10 protein-coding genes and 1 pseudogene are annotated in these 18,747 nt (G+C 60.0%); 9 read left to right on the forward strand and 2 right to left on the reverse strand.

Annotation, left to right across the window (positions count from 1 at the left end):
- Window positions 1–188: pseudogene (locus AC1DSG_RS02040) on the reverse strand (DUF6124 family protein); the annotation flags it as partial.
- Between the two features lie 399 nt (window positions 189–587).
- The gene (locus tag AC1DSG_RS02045) at window positions 588–3,629 is read right to left on the reverse strand and encodes a hypothetical protein (RefSeq protein ID WP_477789355.1); all 3,042 of its coding nucleotides are present in this window, start codon (window positions 3,627–3,629) and stop codon (window positions 588–590) included.
- Between the two features lie 693 nt (window positions 3,630–4,322).
- On the opposite strand from AC1DSG_RS02045, the gene glgA reads away from it, so the two are divergent.
- From glgA to AC1DSG_RS02090, 9 genes are all read left to right on the forward strand, one after another.
- The gene (glgA, locus tag AC1DSG_RS02050) at window positions 4,323–5,909 is read left to right on the forward strand and encodes a glycogen synthase GlgA (protein ID WP_477789356.1); all 1,587 of its coding nucleotides are present in this window, start codon (window positions 4,323–4,325) and stop codon (window positions 5,907–5,909) included.
- 13 nt (window positions 5,910–5,922) lie between these two features.
- On the forward strand, window positions 5,923–7,719 hold the full coding sequence (gene treZ / locus AC1DSG_RS02055; RefSeq protein ID WP_477789357.1) for a malto-oligosyltrehalose trehalohydrolase: 1,797 nt from the start codon (window positions 5,923–5,925) through the stop codon (window positions 7,717–7,719).
- Window positions 7,716–9,794 carry a 4-alpha-glucanotransferase gene (gene malQ / locus AC1DSG_RS02060; RefSeq protein WP_477789358.1) on the forward strand — a complete coding sequence of 693 codons (2,079 nt, stop codon included), beginning with the start codon at window positions 7,716–7,718 and terminating at the stop codon, window positions 9,792–9,794. Before treZ ends, malQ begins: the two co-directional genes overlap by 4 nt.
- On the forward strand, window positions 9,791–12,568 hold the full coding sequence (locus tag AC1DSG_RS02065; protein ID WP_477789359.1) for a malto-oligosyltrehalose synthase: 2,778 nt from the start codon (window positions 9,791–9,793) through the stop codon (window positions 12,566–12,568). The genes malQ and AC1DSG_RS02065 overlap by 4 nt, the downstream gene beginning before the upstream one ends.
- 21 nt (window positions 12,569–12,589) lie before the next feature.
- Entirely contained in the window at window positions 12,590–12,913 is a 324-nt protein-coding gene (locus AC1DSG_RS02070) for a DUF2934 domain-containing protein (RefSeq protein ID WP_477789360.1), read from the forward strand.
- A gap of 100 nt (window positions 12,914–13,013) precedes the next feature.
- The gene (gene glgX / locus AC1DSG_RS02075; protein WP_477789361.1) at window positions 13,014–15,173 is read left to right on the forward strand and encodes a glycogen debranching protein GlgX; all 2,160 of its coding nucleotides are present in this window, start codon (window positions 13,014–13,016) and stop codon (window positions 15,171–15,173) included.
- A 221-nt stretch (window positions 15,174–15,394) separates the two neighbouring features.
- Window positions 15,395–16,153 (forward strand): PIG-L deacetylase family protein, encoded by a 759-nt coding sequence (locus AC1DSG_RS02080; protein ID WP_477789362.1) that lies wholly within the window; start codon window positions 15,395–15,397, stop codon window positions 16,151–16,153.
- 302 nt (window positions 16,154–16,455) lie between these two features.
- Window positions 16,456–17,244: an endonuclease/exonuclease/phosphatase family protein gene (locus AC1DSG_RS02085; RefSeq protein ID WP_477789363.1), complete on the forward strand. Its 789-nt coding sequence runs from the start codon at window positions 16,456–16,458 to the stop codon at window positions 17,242–17,244.
- A gap of 314 nt (window positions 17,245–17,558) precedes the next feature.
- Entirely contained in the window at window positions 17,559–18,632 is a 1,074-nt protein-coding gene (locus tag AC1DSG_RS02090; RefSeq protein ID WP_477789364.1) for an autotransporter domain-containing protein, read from the forward strand.
- The last annotated feature ends 115 nt before the right edge of the window (window positions 18,633–18,747 follow it).

The following is an 18,747-nucleotide window of genomic DNA, read 5'->3' on the forward strand; positions in this document are numbered from 1 at the left end:
GTTTCGTTATCGGTGTCGGGCCCGACGAAGTAGATCGTGCTGGGTTTGCGTGGGGTGTCTTTGGGAATGACCGGTTTGAGGTAGTAGTCGAGGGCGCGGTCGGCGGCGTCGTTGAGTTTTTTGGAATCGGTGGATTCGTAGGGGGAAACGTCGTCGATATCTGGCGGGTTGGGTGTGATCTTGAACATGGTGAAACTCCTACAAAAAATGGAGCCACCAAAATTTGTCGCTAAACAAATGAGGGTGGCGGCTGCACGCAGGTTAGCGAACCGGGTGTAGGCGCCCGGCAGATCCGGAGATCTCCCGCGCACAGCCGCCATGACAACAATCGCAAACATGAGCAGTCTGCAAGAGAGTTGGGAGCGCTGTTGCGCCTACAAAGGTTCGGGTCGCTAAACCCGATCGCTGATTTGTCAGCGACCGGGAAACAATAGAGTCCGGCCCTCAGGCGCACAAGCCGGCGGATTCTGGCGCAGTCGTAGGTAACAGCGCAAGGATGTGTAGCCTGAGTGAGTGTCTGGAGGTGTCTTTTAAACATCGTTGTTTATTGTTATTGCTCAGGACTTCTAATGGGCGTCCTCTTTTTCCTACATTCTCCTGAATGCCACTGGGAATTGACCATGCGTAACATCACCCTGCCAATCGATGCTCGACCCTTCATTCTTCCAGTAAAAATTGACGTATAAAGTATTTTTTTCTCCACTACCTCTTGAATAGACAACACCCCAACTACTGCCGAACGAACGATACTCTCGTGAAAATGAACTCACGGGATGACTTGAATAATTGTTGGGGTCGATTGGGATACCACCTATCGAGGCAATCCATGGTGCAAGTTGGGTCCAATTAGTTATTATTGGGCCAACTATTGCCAGGTACCCGTTCGAAACGGTCACCGTATATCCCAAGGTCTGTGGGGGGGAGGATGAGTCGGTAACAGTGATGCGAGTGGTTCCATTTGCCTCACTTATCACGGTGCCATTGACGCTGTTGACCGAGGCAATAGACGGGTTCGCGGAACTATAAGTTACGGGAAGGACGCCTCCCGAGGCCTGCCTTTGTGCTGTAGTGTTTGGAGGGTAAATGGTTCGCCGAACATCCCCTAATCGCCCCTGAAGAGATGTGAACTGCCCGTTTAGAATGAGGTTAGAAGTGTCGATCGTCAGCGGCGGGACCGGCGAAATGACCCTGAAACTGCGAGTATTCGAAACCTCTCCGGTGCTAAGTGCTTTTGCCGTGATCGAGTGGCTGCCCAAAGCTACGGCAAGCGTTGTCGTCCAGGTAGTCCCGTCAGCGGACACTGTATGTTTGGGGGTGGTGCCATCGTAAATTTGCACCTGATGGCCGGACGTTACTTTGCCCTGCAGACTGACGCTGGTGCTTTTGGTATCTGTGTTGTTAGGTACTTCGACGTCGTTACCTTTCACCGAATCAATCGTTGGAGCGACCGCCACCACGACGGTCAAAGTGCACACGTTCGAATAGATATCGCCGCTGTGATAAAGCGATTTGGCGTACAAACGACGTCCCCCCGTCGTTACTGTGATGGTGAGCCGCCAAAGGCCTGTCGTTGCATCGGCAGGCGCTTTCCCTTTGGACACCGCGCTTGCACCGCTGCCGTCATAGATCTCGACCTCTTTACCTTTGCTCGCCCTGCCAACCAGTTTCAAGGTGGTGCTGGTCGTGATTCCAGCCTCGGGAATTTCTTTGTCATTGGTGTCCGTCACCGTGTCAATCACCGGGATCACCAACTCGACCGCCTGAATGGTATAAACCTGCACCGGAAACCTGACCATCGTCGCGGCGTCCGCCTTCTTGTTGAAGTTCACGCCAAAGGTAATAGTCACCTTCGAACCGTCCTTGAGCGTTCGCAACCACGCAATGGCTGCGGCCGTGGTCACCCCCGATGTGGATCCATGCGCCGCCCCCGTCCATACCACCATCTCGGTGGGATTGCCCGCTTTGTCGACGCCGTCATAACGCAACCAGATACAGTGCAGCGACACTTGAAGCAACCATGCAGTCACCCTCAATTGAGCCGAGTCCTGCATCTGCGCCACGTCCAGCACGCCGTCCCCTGCCGCACCATCAATCATCGGCTTGCTCAACCGCGGGTCGTCATTTGCAATCCGGTTTACCGTCACCACCAATGGCGCCGATTCGGCAACCTCCTGTCCGCCCTGAATCAACTTCCAGGCCAACTGCGGCACCTTGCCGTGCCACAACCCGAGGAACGCCGCATCGAGGGTGAAAAGGGCAAATTTCTGATCCAGCGGTTGATCGACAAACGCGGGCGAATCCGGCAATGGATTGACCAGATACAGTCGCGCCTTGTGACCGGGCACGGCCCCGGCATAGTCGACACGCACGCTCACGCCTTGGGTGTAGTTCAAGGGATCAAAGGGGTTGGGGGTGGATGGCAAGGTCGGTGGATTCAATTCAATCGAACCTTCACCCACCACCCGCGCCGTGGCCACTTTGGAAGTGCCGGCCGGCGTATCACCTTTAAGCAACYGATAGGTCACTGTCACCACGCTGCCGGCAATGACTTTGTCGTTGGCCACTTGCAGCACGCAAGGTTTCTTCTGCCCGAACTCATCGGTTTCGACCTCGCCGGTTACCGTCACCACCACATCTGGCTGGCCGGTGATTTTTGCGGTGTAGGTCGCACTGAGGGTGTCACCGGAAGAGAAGCGTGGGTCGCTGGTCAATACGATCAGCAGTAGCGGGTTATTGCCCAGCTTTTCCAGGTCAATGATGCCCGGATCGTCTGTCGGATCGTTCTGGATTTCCCGCAGGATGGGCGCTGGCAAGCGCGTGCCGGCCAGGTCTTCATCCACAGTTTGCGAGGCTGACCAGACTGCGTCGGTGTCCGGCGTATTGCCCAGTTGGTCGGTGACCGTGTAGGAAAAGTCGAGCTTGCCGCCCGGTCGTACGGCGCTTTCCAGGTAGGCGCGGGTGACGGTAAAACACACGGTTATCGGGTTCGGCGAACCCGGATTCGGCGGCTGCGGTGCCTCGTTCTGGCCCACCATGTGCGACATGATTTCGCCGTTGCATTTCAACGTGATCGTGTCGTAGGCCCGGCAATACGGGTAGGACACGCACACCTGCGCGCTGACAAAATCAGGCCCGACGCCGTTCTTGATCGCGTCGGGCAGCAACAATGCCAACTCAGAATGGCCGTCGACCTCCGGTTTGGTATCTTTGAGACCGGGGCGGATCTTGTTGTACAGCAAGGTCAGCGGGTTGGAGGTGCCGATGTTCTGACTGCCTCGCCTAATGGTGTAAAAAAGCACATTGACCCGATCCGCGTGCAGACGACCCTTGGGGATGCGCAGGATCGTTATGGCGTTCACATCGATAATGATTTGGCTGTCCAGGAGCGCGTCGTCCCCCACCAGCCACAGCTCATTCACGTCGCCGCGATCCACAGTCCCCGCCAATGGCGGATCCACCTCGGCCGTCGCCCCCTTGCCATCGATGACCAGGTCATAAATTACCAACGAAACGCCGACGTCAGCGTCAACGACCGGCTGGGTAGCACCCAACACTCGGGGTCGATCAAGATCGAATACCGTGTTGTCGGACGAAGTGGCAACGGCTGGCTGGCTGGATTCGGCGGTCATGAAAACGCTCCTGCGTCGGTCGGGGCTGGCCTGGTTTCGGCGCAACGGTTGGAGCAATCACACACCGATTGGCAGTGGGCTGGCTACTGTCAGATCTGACAGTACCGACGGAGGGTCAGGTCTTGAACGGAGGGTTATTGTTCTTCATGAGCAGGCTCGCGCCTGACGGGTGCACGCGATCCACATGAGGGCGAGCCTGCTCGCGAATAGGTCACCCAATCAACAAAAAACCCTGAATCAACGCACCACAACAGTGCGACCACTCTCCTCGCCCGCCCATTTCCGTGACTACCCAGTCCGGTTTTGACCCGCCTCGGAAAATAAACCTGCACTTCGTCGGTGCAGTCACCCCTTCGTCACGTGGTTCTTTTACCCTCTGAAAACTGATTGTCGAACAATTGCACCAGATGACCCGCCCCGCTCTAGGATCTGGCCTAGACTCATTTTCTCGAGGTCAAACCGGACGGTCATCTGACTGTAAAAAACTCGAAACTTTCAGTCCTGACCGTGGGTCAGGTTAAAGGTAGGGTCAACGCGACTGGTGCATTCCTTGCAATGGCCCCTCCACCCATCCGCTTCACCGCATTGGGCAGCATTTGCTACCGATGCGTGCGCGTTTGCGCCCGGCCACAGGATTTGGCCACACCGTTTGTGCCGGACCTAAGCATTAGATCAACACCACGGGAGATTCATATGATAAGTGCGGCTTTAGATATTCAGGGAGAGCGTGCTCATCAGCAGGTCGGCGAATCGAGCGTCGTCAATGCGCCGAGTGCGCAATCGATCAGCGTCCCTGGCACCAAGACGCTGACACCAACTGCCAGTCAGAATCCGAATAGAAAGAAAGTGCTGTTTGTCACCTCCGAGATTGCCGATCTGGTGAAAACCGGCGGTCTGGGCGACGTTTCCGCCGCACTGCCACGCGCCATGTCGCACCTGCACGATGTGCGGGTCCTCATCCCCGGCTACCCGCAAGTGCTGCACAGCGAAAACCCGATCCACATCATTGGTGAACTGGGTGGGCACGCCGCACTGCCGCCCTGCAAGATCGGGCGCATGGACATGCCGGACGGTCTGGTCATTTATGTGTTGATCTGCCCTGAGCTCTACGAGCGCGAAGGCTCGCCTTACGGTGCCAACAATGGCCGCGACTGGCCAGATAACCACATCCGCTTCGCCCGCCTGGGCCTCGCCGCCGCAGATATCGCCGCCAATCTCGCACAAATTCACTGGTGCCCGGATCTGGTGCACGCCCATGACTGGCCAGCGGGCCTGGCGCCTGCCTACATGCACTGGCGTGGGCAGCGCACCCCTACCCTGTTTACCATCCATAACCTGGCTTACCAGGGCGTGACCAGCCTCGGCTCGTGCCCCGAACTGGGGATTCCCGCGCACGCCCTGCAACAGGAAGGCATGGAGTTCTACGGCAAGATGTCGTTTCTCAAGGCCGGCATGGCCTATTCGAGCCACATCACCACCGTCAGCGCCACCTATGCCCAGGAAATCACCACGCCGGCCTTCGGCTGTGGCCTCGACGGTTTTCTCGCCGCCAAGACCCAGCAAGGCCTGCTCAGCGGCATTCCCAACGGCATCGATGAAAGCTGGGACGCGGCCACGGATTCGCACCTGTTCCGCCCCTTCAGCATCGGTGACTGGGACGGCAAAGCGGTCAATGCCGCACATGTGCGCGAACTGTTCGGCCTTGCAGATTCCGAAGGTCCGCTGTTTGCCGTGGTGTCGCGCCTGGTCTATCAGAAAGGCCTGGACCTGACCGAAGCGGTTTCCGAATACATCGTCAAATCCGGCGGCCAGATTGCAATCATTGGCCGTGGCGAGCCGGAAGAAGAACAAGCCATGCGTGAACTGGCCCTGCGTTTTCCAGGGCAGATCGGCGTGCGCATCGGCTTCAATGAAACCGACGCCCGACGCATGTTTGCCGGCAGCGATTTCCTGCTGATGCCGTCGCGTTATGAACCCTGCGGCCTGAGCCAGATGTACGCCCAACGCTTCGGTTCACTGCCGGTGGCGCGCAATACCGGCGGCCTGGCCGACACCATTGAAAACGGCGTGACCGGTTTCCTCTTCGATGAATCTTCCGTCGAAAGTTACCAGGAAGCCCTGAGCCGCGCATTCAAGGTGTTCGCCTTCCCCGACCTGCTCCATGCCATGCGGTGCCGGGCCATGGCCGCGCCTTTCAACTGGTGCAAGGCTGTGGAACCCTACGCCGAACTCTACGAACAGCTTGTGGCTAAGGCTTTGGGTAAATCAGGCCGACAGTAAGAGGTTTTCAACGATGCCGTTACGGACCCTTGAGACCTGGCCCCACGGCGCAATCATGCTGGACGCAGAGCACACGCGTTTTGCCTTGTGGGCGCCTGATGCGTTTTACGTCAGTGTCGAACTGGAAAATGGACAATCCTTGCCGCTGTTGCCTCAGGCCGACGGCTGGTTCGTGATCAAGACCCGCTGCCCTGCGGGGACCCGTTACCGATACAACATCGATGGCGAGCTGGAGGTGCCGGACCCGGCCTCCCGCGCGCAAGCCGGCGATATCGGCGGCCACAGTGTGGTGGTCGATCCGCTGGCCTATCAATGGCAACACCACACCTGGCACGGTCGGCCATGGAACGAGGCGATCATCTATGAGCTGCACGTCGGTGCGCTCGGCGGTTTCAGCGCCGTCGAGCAACACCTGTCGCGCCTCGTCGAACTCGGCATCACCGCGATTGAGCTGATGCCGTTGGCGCAATTTCCCGGTGAGCGCAATTGGGGATACGACGGCGTCCTGCCTTACGCGCCCCAGGCATCCTATGGCTCGCCTGAGCAACTCAAACACCTGATCGACACCGCCCATGGCCTCGGCCTGGCGGTGATTCTCGACGTGGTTTACAACCACTTCGGCCCGGATGGCAATTACCTGCACCACTACGCCAAGGGCTTTTTCCGCGAAGACAAACACACCCCGTGGGGGGCTGCCATCGACTTCCGGCAGCGTGAGGTGCGGGACTTTTTCATCGACAACGCGTTGATGTGGTTATTGGAGTATCGCTTTGACGGTTTGCGCCTGGACGCAGTGCACGCTATTGAAAGCCCGGACTTCCTGGAAGAACTGGCCCAACGTGTTCGACAGCAAACCGAGCCCACAAGCCATGTGTGGCTGATGGTGGAAAACGAACACAATGAAGCCAGCCTGCTGGAACAGGGCYTCGATGCACAGTGGAACGATGACGGTCACAACGCGCTTCATGTGTTGCTGACCGGTGAAACCGACGCTTACTACGCCGATTATGCCGAACAGCCCACCGAACAACTCGCTCGCTGCCTGAGCCAGGGTTTTGTCTTTCAGGGCCACCCCAACCGTCACGGCACGCCACGAGGTGAACCCAGTGGTCACTTGCCGCCGACTGCCTTCGTGCTGTTTCTGCAAAACCACGACCAGATCGGCAACCGCGCGTTAGGCGAACGCCTGCATCAACTGACCCACCCTGATGCACTCTATGCGGCCACTGCACTGCTGCTGTTATCGCCGATGATCCCGCTGATGTTCATGGGAGACGAATTCGCCGCGCAGGCACCGTTTCTGTTTTTCACCAGCCACCACGGTGAGCTCGCCGATCTGGTGCGCGAAGGTCGACGCAACGAGTTCGCGGCGTTCAGCGCCTTTGCCGATCCGCACAAGCGCAAACAGATTCCCGACCCGAATGCGCCCCAGACCTTCGAAGCGTCGAAGCCGATACCGAGCGCCAGCGCTCTGCCGGCCATTCATGATTTGTATCGCCGCCTGTTGCAACTGCGCCACGAGCACCTCATCCCGCATCTGTCCGGCACCCAGGCACTGGGCGCGGACGTACTCGGGCACGGTGCGGTGAGCGCACGCTGGCGGCTGGGCGACGGCAGTGAGCTGCGCATTGACCTGAACCTCAGCGACATGCCGGTGGTCCACACCCCTGAGGCCGACACACGCTTGCTGTTCGAACACCCTCCCCACTCAGCCGACCTGTTGCGCCAGGGCAAACTTGCCCCGTATTGCGCGCTAGTCAGCCTCACCGCCGCAGCCCCTTTGCTACCCCCGCATGGAGAGCGCCCATGAGCGACGCGCAACTTGAAATACTCGCCAGCCGCGCAGGCCTGGCTGTCGATTGGATCGACGCCAATGGTCGCCCGCAGAAAGTCGGCCCGTCGGTGTTGCGCGCCGTGCTCACGGGCCTCGGTCATCCGGCCGGCAGCGCCCAGGAAATCGATGCGAGCCTGCTGGAACTGCAAGCCGTCCAGCAAACCCACCGACTGCCTCCGCTGATGACGGTCGACGTCGGTGCCGGTCTTGATCTGGCGCGTTACTTTGATCCCGAGACGCCCTGCGACATTCATCTCGAGGACGGCTCGCGGATCTACCTGAAGCTCGATGCTCAGGCGGTGCTGCCGGGACTGATTCCGGTCGGCTACCAGCACGTCAGCATCGACGGGCAATCGTTCACCCTCGCCGTGGCACCTGAACGCTGCTATAGCGTCGGCGACGCCGTYGACAATCCGATCCCGCGTGCGTGGGGCCTGAGCGTCCAGCTGTACTCACTGCGGCGTGCCGGCGATGGCGGTTTYGGCGATACCCAGGCACTGGAAGACCTCGCCCGGGTGGCCGGTGAACGCGGCGCCGAAGCGCTGGCGATTAGTCCGTTGCACGCGATGTTTGGCAGCGATACGCAGCGCTACAGCCCTTACTCGCCTTCCAGCCGTTTGTTTCTCAACAGCCTGTACGCCGCGCCCGGGGCCATCCTGGGTGAGCGAGCGCTGCGCGCGGCGATTGACGCCACGGGACTTGCTGGCGAACTGCAACAGCTTGAGGAACGGCCGTTGATTGACTGGCCCGTGGCCGCGCGAGCCAAACACCGAATTTTGCAGGCGTTGTACGAGGGCTTTATTAACGGCGAACACCCCTTGCATGAAGACTTCAGCAGTTTCCGTCATGCCTCGGGCGAAGCGCTGGAAAATCACTGCCGCTTCGAAGTCCTTCAAGAAACCTGCGCCGCACGGGGCGAAAGCCTCGACTGGCGCGAGTGGCCCGAGCAGTGGCGCGACCCGCGCAGCGTCGCCCTTGCCGAGTTCGCGGAAGAGAACGCCGCACGTATCGGCTTCTTCGCCTTCTGCCAGTGGCTGATCACCCGCTGTCTTGAGCGCGCGCAAACCGCCGCGCGCAGTGCCGGCATGAGCATTGGGCTGATCGCCGACCTCGCCGTCGGTGCTGATGGCGGCGGCAGTCAGGCCTGGAGCCGCCAGGACGAATTGCTCGCTTCGCTGACGGTGGGTGCGCCGCCGGACATTCTCAACCGCTCTGGTCAAGGCTGGGGCATTTCCGCATTTTCCCCCGAAGGTCTGGTACGCAACGGCTTTCGCGCATTTATCGAAATGCTGCGCGCCAATTTCGCCCACGCCGGCGGCCTGCGGATCGACCACATCATGGGCCTGCAACGGCTGTGGGTGATCCCCAATGGCGCGTCTGCGCGGGATGGTGCCTACCTTTACTACCCGGTCGACGATTTGCTGCGTTTGCTGACGCTCGAATCCCATCGACATCAAGCCATTGTACTGGGCGAAGACCTCGGCACCGTGCCTGACGGGCTGCGGGAAAAACTCATCGCCCGCTCGATCCTCGGCATGCGCGTGTTGCTGTTTGAACAGGATAACGCCCACTTCAAGCCCATCCTCGACTGGCCGGATAACGCGCTGGCGACCACCAGCACCCATGACTTGCCGACGCTCAATGGCTGGTGGCATGGCCGCGACATCGACTGGCACGCCCGCTTGGGCCTGACAGACGCCAGCGGTGAAATCGAATGGCGCCAACACCGCGAGCGCGAACGTGAAGGCCTGCGTCGGGCGTTGAGCGAAGACCCGCAGAACTTTCGCGAGGAGTCCCACGAAACCGATCAAGTGCTCGACGCCAGCGTGCGGTTCCTCGGGCATACCCGCGCGCCCTTGGTGTTGTTGCCCCTGGAAGATGCCTTGGGCATCGAACAGCAGGCCAACCTGCCCGGCACCATCGACGCCCACCCTAACTGGTCACGGCGCCTGCGCGGCGACAGCGAAGCCCTGCTCGATGATCCGGATGCGGCCCGGCGCCTGGAACTGCTCGCCTGCGCGCGGCTTCAGGCGGGCGAGCGTGACCAATGACGGCGGCGTTTATCCAACCGCCGCGGGCGACCCTGCGGCTGCAATTTCATAAAGGCTTCACCCTGGATCAAGCGGTGCCACTGGTGCCGTATTTCGCCCGCCTGGGCATCAGCCACGTCTACGCCTCGCCGCTGCTGGCCGCCCGCGCCGGCTCCATGCATGGCTACGACGTGGTGGACCCGACCACCGTCAACCCCGAGCTGGGTGGCGAAGCCGCGCTGCGTCGTTTGGTCAATGCCCTGCGCGAACAGCGGATTGGGTTGATCCTCGACATCGTGTCCAATCACATGGCCGTTGGTGGCGCTGATAACCCGTGGTGGCTGGACTTGCTGGAATGGGGGCGTCTGAGCCCGTTCGGCGAGTTCTTCGACATTCAATGGCACTCGCCGGACCCGTTGATGGAAGGTCAGTTATTGCTGCCATTCCTGGGGAGCGACTATGGCATCGCCTTGCAGGACGGCACCCTGCCCTTGCGCTTCGATGCACAGGGCGGCAGCTTTTACGTGCAGCATTACGATCACCGTTTCCCGATCTGCCCGATGCATTTTGGCGAATTGCTGCCCACGGATGTCGAGCCGCTGAAGTCGCTGGCGGAGCGTTTCACCACCTTGAGTTATCAGACCGACGCGCACAGTCTGGCGGTGCCGCTGAAAGCCGAACTGCACGAATTGGCCAGCGATCCGACACTGCTCCAGTCCATCGAGCAACACCTCGGCGCTTACGACTCACTCACCCCCGATGGTTTCCAGCGTTTGCACGCCCTGCTGGAGCGCCAGAGTTATCGGCTGGCGAGTTGGCGCACGGCGGCGGATGACATCAACTGGCGGCGTTTTTTCGATGTCAATGAATTGGGCGGCCTGCGCGTCGAGCGGCCGGCCGTGTTCGAAGCCACCCACGCGAAAATCTTCGAACTGGTGGCGCAAGGGCTGGTGGACGGTTTGCGCATCGACCACATCGACGGCCTCGCCGATCCCCGTGGCTACTGCCGCAAACTTCGACGCCGGGTCGATAGCCTGTCACCGGACCGGCACCTGCCGATCTACGTCGAGAAGATCCTCGGCGAAGGCGAAACCCTGCACCGCGACTGGTCGGTGGACGGTACCACCGGTTATGAATTCATGAACCAGGTGTCACTGCTGCAACACGACCCGCAAGGCGCCCAGACCTTGGGTGAACTCTGGCAGCGCTTCAGCGAACGACCTGCCGACTTCCGCCAAGAAGCGCAATTGGCACGTCAGCAAATCCTCAACGGCTCGTTGGCCGGCGATTTCGAAAGCGTTGCCCAGGCCTTGCTGCAAGTGGCCCGGGACGACTTGATGACGCGCGACCTGACCCTCGGTGCGATCCGCCGGGCGCTGCAGGAATTGATCGTGCACTTCCCCGTTTACCGCACGTACATCAGCCCTCGTGGCCGCTCGAATGAAGACGATGTGTTTTTCCAGCAGGCCATGGACGGTGYGCGGCAAACCCTGAGCGAAGCCGATTGGCCAGTGCTCGATTGCCTGGCCGGCTGGCTCGGCGGCGAACCCTGGCGCAAACGCCCGGTGGGTCGCCAGCGCAAGATTCTCAAGCACGCCTGCGTGCGCTTTCAGCAACTGACCTCGCCGGCGGCCGCCAAAGCGGTCGAAGACACCGCGTTCTATCGCTCGGCGGTGCTGCTGTCGCGCAATGACGTCGGGTTCAGCACCGAACAGTTCAGCGCTCCGGTGTCGGACTTTCATGCCGCCTGCGCCAATCGCCTGGCCGAATTCCCGGGCAACCTGCTGGCGACCGCCACCCACGACCATAAACGCGGCGAAGACACCCGTGCACGCTTGGCCGTTCTGAGCGAACGCAGCGTCTGGTACGCCGACCAGATTCCGCTCTGGAGGACCCTTGCCCGACCGCTGCGTGACGACGACCTCATGCCGACGGCGGGCGACGAGTTGATCCTGTACCAGGCGATCCTTGGCAGTTGGCCGCTGAACCTGCGCAGCGATGATCAGCCGGCGCTGGAGGACTACGCCAAACGCCTCTGGCAGTGGCAACAAAAAGCCCTGCGTGAAGCCAAGCTGCAAAGCAGCTGGAGCGCGCCAAACGAGCCCTATGAACACACCATGCAGGTGTTTATCGAGCGCCTGTTTTTGGCCCCCGAAGGTGAGCCGTTGCGCGCGGCCCTCGGCCAAGCGGTGCAGGCATTCGCCGCACCCGGCGCCCTCAATGGATTGGCGCAAACCTTGCTGAGAATGACCGTGCCGGGGGTGCCGGACCTCTATCAAGGCGACGACTTCTGGGACTTCAGCCTGGTGGATCCGGACAACCGCCGGCCGGTGGATTACGCCAGCCGTCAACGGGCTATTCAAGCCATACCGGACGTGCACAAACTGTTGGCGAACTGGCGTGACGGGCGCATCAAGCAGACGCTGATCGCCGAGGTGCTGAACCTGCGGGCCGAGCATACCGAACTGTTTTCGCGAGGGGCTTATCAAGCCCTTGAAGTGGTCGGCAGCCAGGCCCATCGGGTGCTGGCATTTGCTCGTTCGCTGGAAGGCAAACGCGCCATCGTGATCGTGCCGATACGCTGCGCCGATCTGCTAAGAAACAGTGCCGAACCAAGGATAGATGCGCTGCAGTGGGGCAACACACGGATCAAATTACCATTCGCCGCCTCTGGCGAAAATCTGAAGGGACTTTTTTCCAGCGTCGCAGTCACACAACACAGGGAGCTGAACATCAGCGCTGCGCTGGGGGTTGTCCCGGTCAATCTCTTTATCCAACTCTTTACCCAAGCTTGAGTTCAGTTCAGGAGCATTGCGATGAGTACCGACGATAAACGCGTTCGCGAATTTGCCTATCAGATCTGGGAATCCGAGGGCAAACCGGAGGGCCAGGAAGCTCGACACTGGGAGATGGCCCGCAAGCTGGCCGAAGCGGAAGCCCTGGCACCGAAAAAATCACCGAAGGCCGCCGCGAAACCTGCGGCCGGCAAGGCCAATGGCGCACTGGACGTGAATGCCAGCGAAGCCAAACCCAAGGCCAAAGCCAAGGCCAAACCTGCTGCGGCGTCGAAAGTGATTCCGCCGGGGGAAAAAGCCGTCGAGAAGAAACCTCGCGCGGCGAAAAAACCACCGATCACCTGACGTCTAAACGGTATGTATTGATCAATTACGTGGCGAGCTCGCTCGCCATTGGGGCTCGTTCGCCCTGGAAAAACTCTGATCCCCACTTGCAGGAGCACCTATGACCACGCCAAAGAAAGCCGCGCCAGAACCTCACGCCGAGGCGTCGCGAATCCGTGAAGGCTTGCCCTTCCCGCTGGGCGCAACCTGGGATGGCCTGGGGGTCAATTTCGCCTTGTTTTCCGCCAACGCCACCAAGGTCGAACTGTGCATCTTCGATGACTCGGGTGGGGTGGAACTGGAACGTATCGAGCTGCCCGAATACACCGACGAGATCTACCACGGCTACTTGCCCGATGCCCATCCGGGACTGATTTATGGCTATCGCGTCTACGGCCCGTACGACCCGGCCAAAGGTCATCGCTTCAACCACAACAAACTGTTGATCGACCCTTACGCCAAACAACTGGTCGGCGAGTTGAAATGGTCCGAAGCGCTGTTCGGCTACACCATCGGCCACCCCGACGCCGACCTCAGTTTCGATGAGCGCGACAGCGCACCCTTCGTGCCCAAATGCAAAGTCATCGACCCGGCGCACACCTGGGGCCACGATCATCGCGTCAGCGTGCCGTGGGACAAAACGATCATCTACGAAACCCACGTGCGCGGCATCAGCATGCGTCACCCTTCCGTTCCCGAAAATGTGCGCGGTACGTTCGCCGGGCTGATGGTCGATGACATGCTGGACCACATCCGCAAACTCGGGGTGTCGTCGGTTGAATTGTTGCCGATCCACGCGTTCGTCAACGATCAACACTTGCTGCACAAAGGCATGACCAACTATTGGGGCTACAACAGCATCGCCTTCTTCGCCCCGGACCCGCGCTACCTGGCCAGCGGCAAGATCGCCGAGTTCAAGGAGATGGTCGCGCACCTGCACGAAGCCAATCTGGAAGTGATCCTCGACGTGGTTTACAACCACACCGCAGAGGGCAATGAACAAGGCCCGACCTTGTCCATGCGCGGCATCGATAACGCCTCGTACTATCGCTTGATGCCCGAAGACAAACGTTTCTACATCAACGATTCCGGGACCGGCAACACCCTGGATTTGAGCCACCCTTGTGTGCTGCAAATGGTCACCGACTCCTTGCGTTATTGGGCTTCGGAAATGCACGTCGACGGTTTTCGCTTCGACCTGGCGACCATTCTCGGCCGCTACCACGACGGCTTCGATGAGCGTCACAGCTTCCTCGTGGCCTGCCGGCAGGACCCGGTGCTACGTCAGGTGAAGATGATTGCCGAACCGTGGGATTGCGGCCCCGGCGGGTATCAGGTCGGCAAATTCCCGCCGGGCTGGGTGGAATGGAACGACAAATTCCGCGACACCGTGCGCGCGTTCTGGAAAGGTGACGACGGCCAACTCGCCGATTTCGCCAGCCGCATGACCGCTTCAGGCGAGATGTTCAACCAGCGTGGCCGGCGGCCATATGCCTCGTTGAATTTCATCACTGCCCACGACGGTTTCACCCTCAACGACCTGGTGTCGTACAACGACAAGCACAACGAAGCCAACGACGAGAATAATCAGGACGGCAGCAACAACAACCTGTCCTGGAACCACGGCGTAGAAGGCCCGACCGACGATCCCGAAATCAACGAGTTGCGCCAGCGGCAAATGCGCAACTTCTTCGCCACGCTGCTGCTGTCCCAAGGCACGCCGATGCTGGTGGCTGGCGACGAATTCGCAAGGACTCAGGAAGGCAACAACAACGCCTATTGCCAGGACAGCGAGATCGGCTGGGTCAACTGGGACTTGAGCGAAGACGGCAAGGCCCTGCTCAAGTTCGTCAAACGTCTGATCAAGCTGCGTCTGACTTACCCGATCCTGCGTCGCGGGCGTTTCGTGGTGGGCAATTACAACGAGGACATCGGGGTCAAGGACGTGACCTGGCTCGCACCGGACGGCACGGAAATGTCCCAGGAACAATGGGGCGAGGGCCACGGTCGCTGCCTCGGGATCTTGCTCGACGGCCGCGCCCAGGAAACCGGGATCCGCCGCAAGGGTGCGGACGCGACGCTGCTGCTGGTGGTCAACGCGCACCACGACATCGTCAACTTCACGCTGCCGCAAGTGCCGGATGGCGGACACTGGACCTGCATGATCGACACCAATCAACCATCGATTCGCGGGCAGGAACGCTTCGAATTCGATCACGAATATTCGGTGACCGGCCGTTCGTTGTTGCTCTTCGRATTGCAGCATGAGGAAGAAGAGTGAAATTCAGCTGCGCACGTGCGCACCGCGTGCCCGCCTGAACAGCCGGGTACGCGGTGGTTTCGGCGACCATTTACGGGATTTGGTACGAATTGGTTAAAAAAAACCGCCCCAGATGAAACCGCCACGCGACGAATAGCGATACTTGAGCAATACTCTGCTCGCGACAATCCAAGGCACGGAACGCTGCACTTTGCTATCAAACAAAACAAGGACGTAGGCCGATGAAACCCCTCACCCTCATCGACAGCAGCCAATCAGCACAAATCTGGAACAGTGCGCTGCAACTGGACAACATCCCTGTCATCAATACCCATACCCTGGTCCCCGCCGGCGCCCGCGCCGTGGTGATCGCGCCGCATCCCGGCGACGAAGTGGTCAGCTGTGGCGGCTTGCTGCAGCTGCTCTCCAGCCTTGGACATCCACTGCAATTGATCTCGGTCACCGATGGCAGTGCCAGCCAGCCAGGCTCACAACAATGGTCGGAGAAGCGCCTGAGCGTGTTTCGCGGCCAGGAAAGCGTCGAGGCCTTGCGTCGGCTCGGCTTGCCGATGCACAGCCTGAAATGGATTCGTGGTGGCTTCACTGACTTCGCCCTGGCCGAGCAGGAGACACGACTGACCCAATTCATCTCCCGCTACTTGCGGCCTGGCGATGTGGTGTTCAGCACCTGGCGCGAAGACGGCACGCCCGATCACGACGCCGTCGGCCGTGCCAGCGCCGTTGCTGCGAGCGGGGTCGGTGCGGCGTTCCATGAAGTGCCAATCTGGGCCTGGCACTGGCCGGTTCGCGACCAGGGACTCGTGCCCTGGCACCGTGCACGCAAAGTGCGCCTCGATACCTGGACCGTCGCGCGTAAAAGCCACGCCACCCATGCCTACGCCAGCCAGCTCGATGGCGAGCCCACCCTCGGCATCGCACCGCTGCTGCCCCGAGTGCTCCTGGACCGTATGCGATTGCCCTATGAAATAGTCTTCGTCTAACTTGCACAGCTCTGTAGCTGCTGCCGAGCCCGCGAGGCTGCGTCTGGGATTTCACGACCGCTGCGCGGCCGGACGCAGCCTCGCAGGCTCGGCAGCTGCTACAAATCCCCGCAAYCAGCTCTGACTCWCTACCCTCCCCCGTAGCAGCTGACGAGCAACGCGARGCTGCGTCTGGGATCTGCCTGACAAAACGCGATTGCCCGGTGAGGTTCAAGACGGTATCTACAAAATTGCGGTGGCTGTGAACTGCCCGCCGCCGCATCAGTCGCATGCATACGCAGTCCAGATTCAGAGGAGCACACGTGACCACCGATTCCGAGCAACGGGCCGCGTTGAACCTGTCCCCGACGATTCATCGCTTGAGGGTGCTGACGGTCAACACCCACAAGGGCTTCACCGCCTTCAACCGGCGCTTCATCCTCCCGGAGCTGCGCGAAGCGGTGCGCAGTACGGCGGCGGACCTGGTGTTCCTCCAGGAAGTGGTGGGAGAACATGATCGGAATTCTTCCCGTTACAACAATTGGCCGCCGACCTCTCAATACGAATTTCTCGCCGACAGCATGTGGAACGATTTCGCTTATGGACGCAATGCGGTCTACCCCGATGGCCACCATGGCAATGCGCTGTTGTCGAAATACCCGATTCGCGAATTTCGTAACCTTGATGTGTCGATCACCGGCCCCGAACGACGCGGGTTGCTGCACTGTGTGCTGGAGGTGCCGGGGCACACTGAAGTCCATGCGATTTGCGTGCACCTGAGCCTGCTCGAAAGTCATCGCCAGCTGCAGTTGCAGCTGCTCTGCCAACTGCTCGAATCCCTGCCCGACGACGCCCCGGTGATCATCGCTGGCGACTTCAACGACTGGCAGTTGCAAGGCAACGCCGCCCTCGCCCAACGAAACTATCTGCATGAGGCGTTCGAACGCCATAACGGGCGCCCGGCGAAAACCTACCCGGCACGCTTTCCATTGTTGCGCCTGGACCGCATATACCTACGTAACGCCAGCAGCCATGAACCGCGAATTCTCAGTCATAGACCCTGGACACACTTGTCGGATCATTTGCCGTTAACAGTCGAGGTGCACCTCTAGCGACTTTGTCAAAAGGCTCGGGATCGCGATTTTTTTGACGTATGTCGAACAAACAAGGCCTTAGGTCGCGCCGTAAATCAGTCACTTTCAACACCTGAAATACCCTTACCATCTATCGCCCGTTTTCTTGACGCGCTGTCAGCGGTCCTCTTAGCTAAACTTTACTACCCCCGAAGTAACATCAGGGGACACCCCCAGACACCCGCCAAATACGGGCGCCCAAAGGCATGCCCCTAATCCACTCGGTCGCCCCTCATTCGGGGTAGGAGAGACGCCATAGCGAGAGACCCCATGCGATTGCAAGGTAGACCCCCATGAAAACGTCATTCACCCAACATGAGATCAAAGTCACTTTTTGCACTGTTTCAAGCTCCATCCTGCTGTGTTCGACCCTGGAGACCCAGGCGGGACCGACGGTAGAAGAAATCGCCCCGTGGTATCGCCAGGATGTTTCGGTACTGACCGTGGCAACCACCACCATCACTGCCCCCGCTGCCGGCCACCTCGGCGCCGCATCCGACACAACAAGCTCACACCTGACCATCGAAGACGAAGCGCCCTCAGCCTGGGATCAGGTATACGGAAAACCGTCACGCCAAGCACAGACCGACTTCCAGTCACTGGGATCTTCGATCCCCGGCACCACAGAATTCAAAAGCCCGGCGATCCTCACCTTGCAGAGCGGTAGCGGCCATACCCAAAGGGTCGGGCTGATCGGCGGCACCACCCATTTACAAGGTAACAGCAACGGCTTGCTGGCCAATCCAGCCTTGGCCAACCCCGACCACGACACCCTCAACCTCCAAGGTCAGAGCCTCGGCGCTTACTGGAGCCTGACCGGCCCTCAAGGCTGGCATGTGGATTTGACCGCCAGCGGTGGCCGGGTCAACGGCTTTAGCCGTAACGACCAGGGCGCACGGCAGGCCACCGAAGGCACGGCGATGACGTTGTCGGTGGAAGGCGGTTTCCCGATTGGCCTCGGCAAGAACTGGGTGGTCGAACCCCAGGCGCAGTTGATTAATCAGCGCATATCGCTGGATACGCCGTATGCCGGCGCGGGCAATGCGTCATCGAACGAGCTGACGTCCTGGAGCGGACGGGTCGGCGCCCGATTGAAAGGCAGTTACGACATCAATGGCCTGGGCTTCGAACCCTACGTTCGGACTAACTTGTGGCACACCGTGAACACCGGCAATACCGTGTCCCTCGATCAGGTCGACAAGATCAGCAGCAGCCGCAAATCATCGACCGTCGAAGTGGGATTGGGACTGGTGGCCAGAGTCACGCCCACCGTGAGTTTTTACGTCAGCGCGGATTACAGCAGTGATGTGGATGACAATGATTTGAATGGATTGATTGGGAGTTTGGGGGTGCGGATGCGGTGGTGAGCGTCTGACCTCAAGACTTGTAGTGGCAGGTCTGAAGCTATCGCGGGCAAGCCACGCTCCCACATTTGGAATGCATTCCACTGTGGGAGCGTGGCTTGCCCGCGATGGCTGCGAC

The sequence above is a fragment of the Pseudomonas sp. P5_A12 genome (assembly GCF_056400685.1).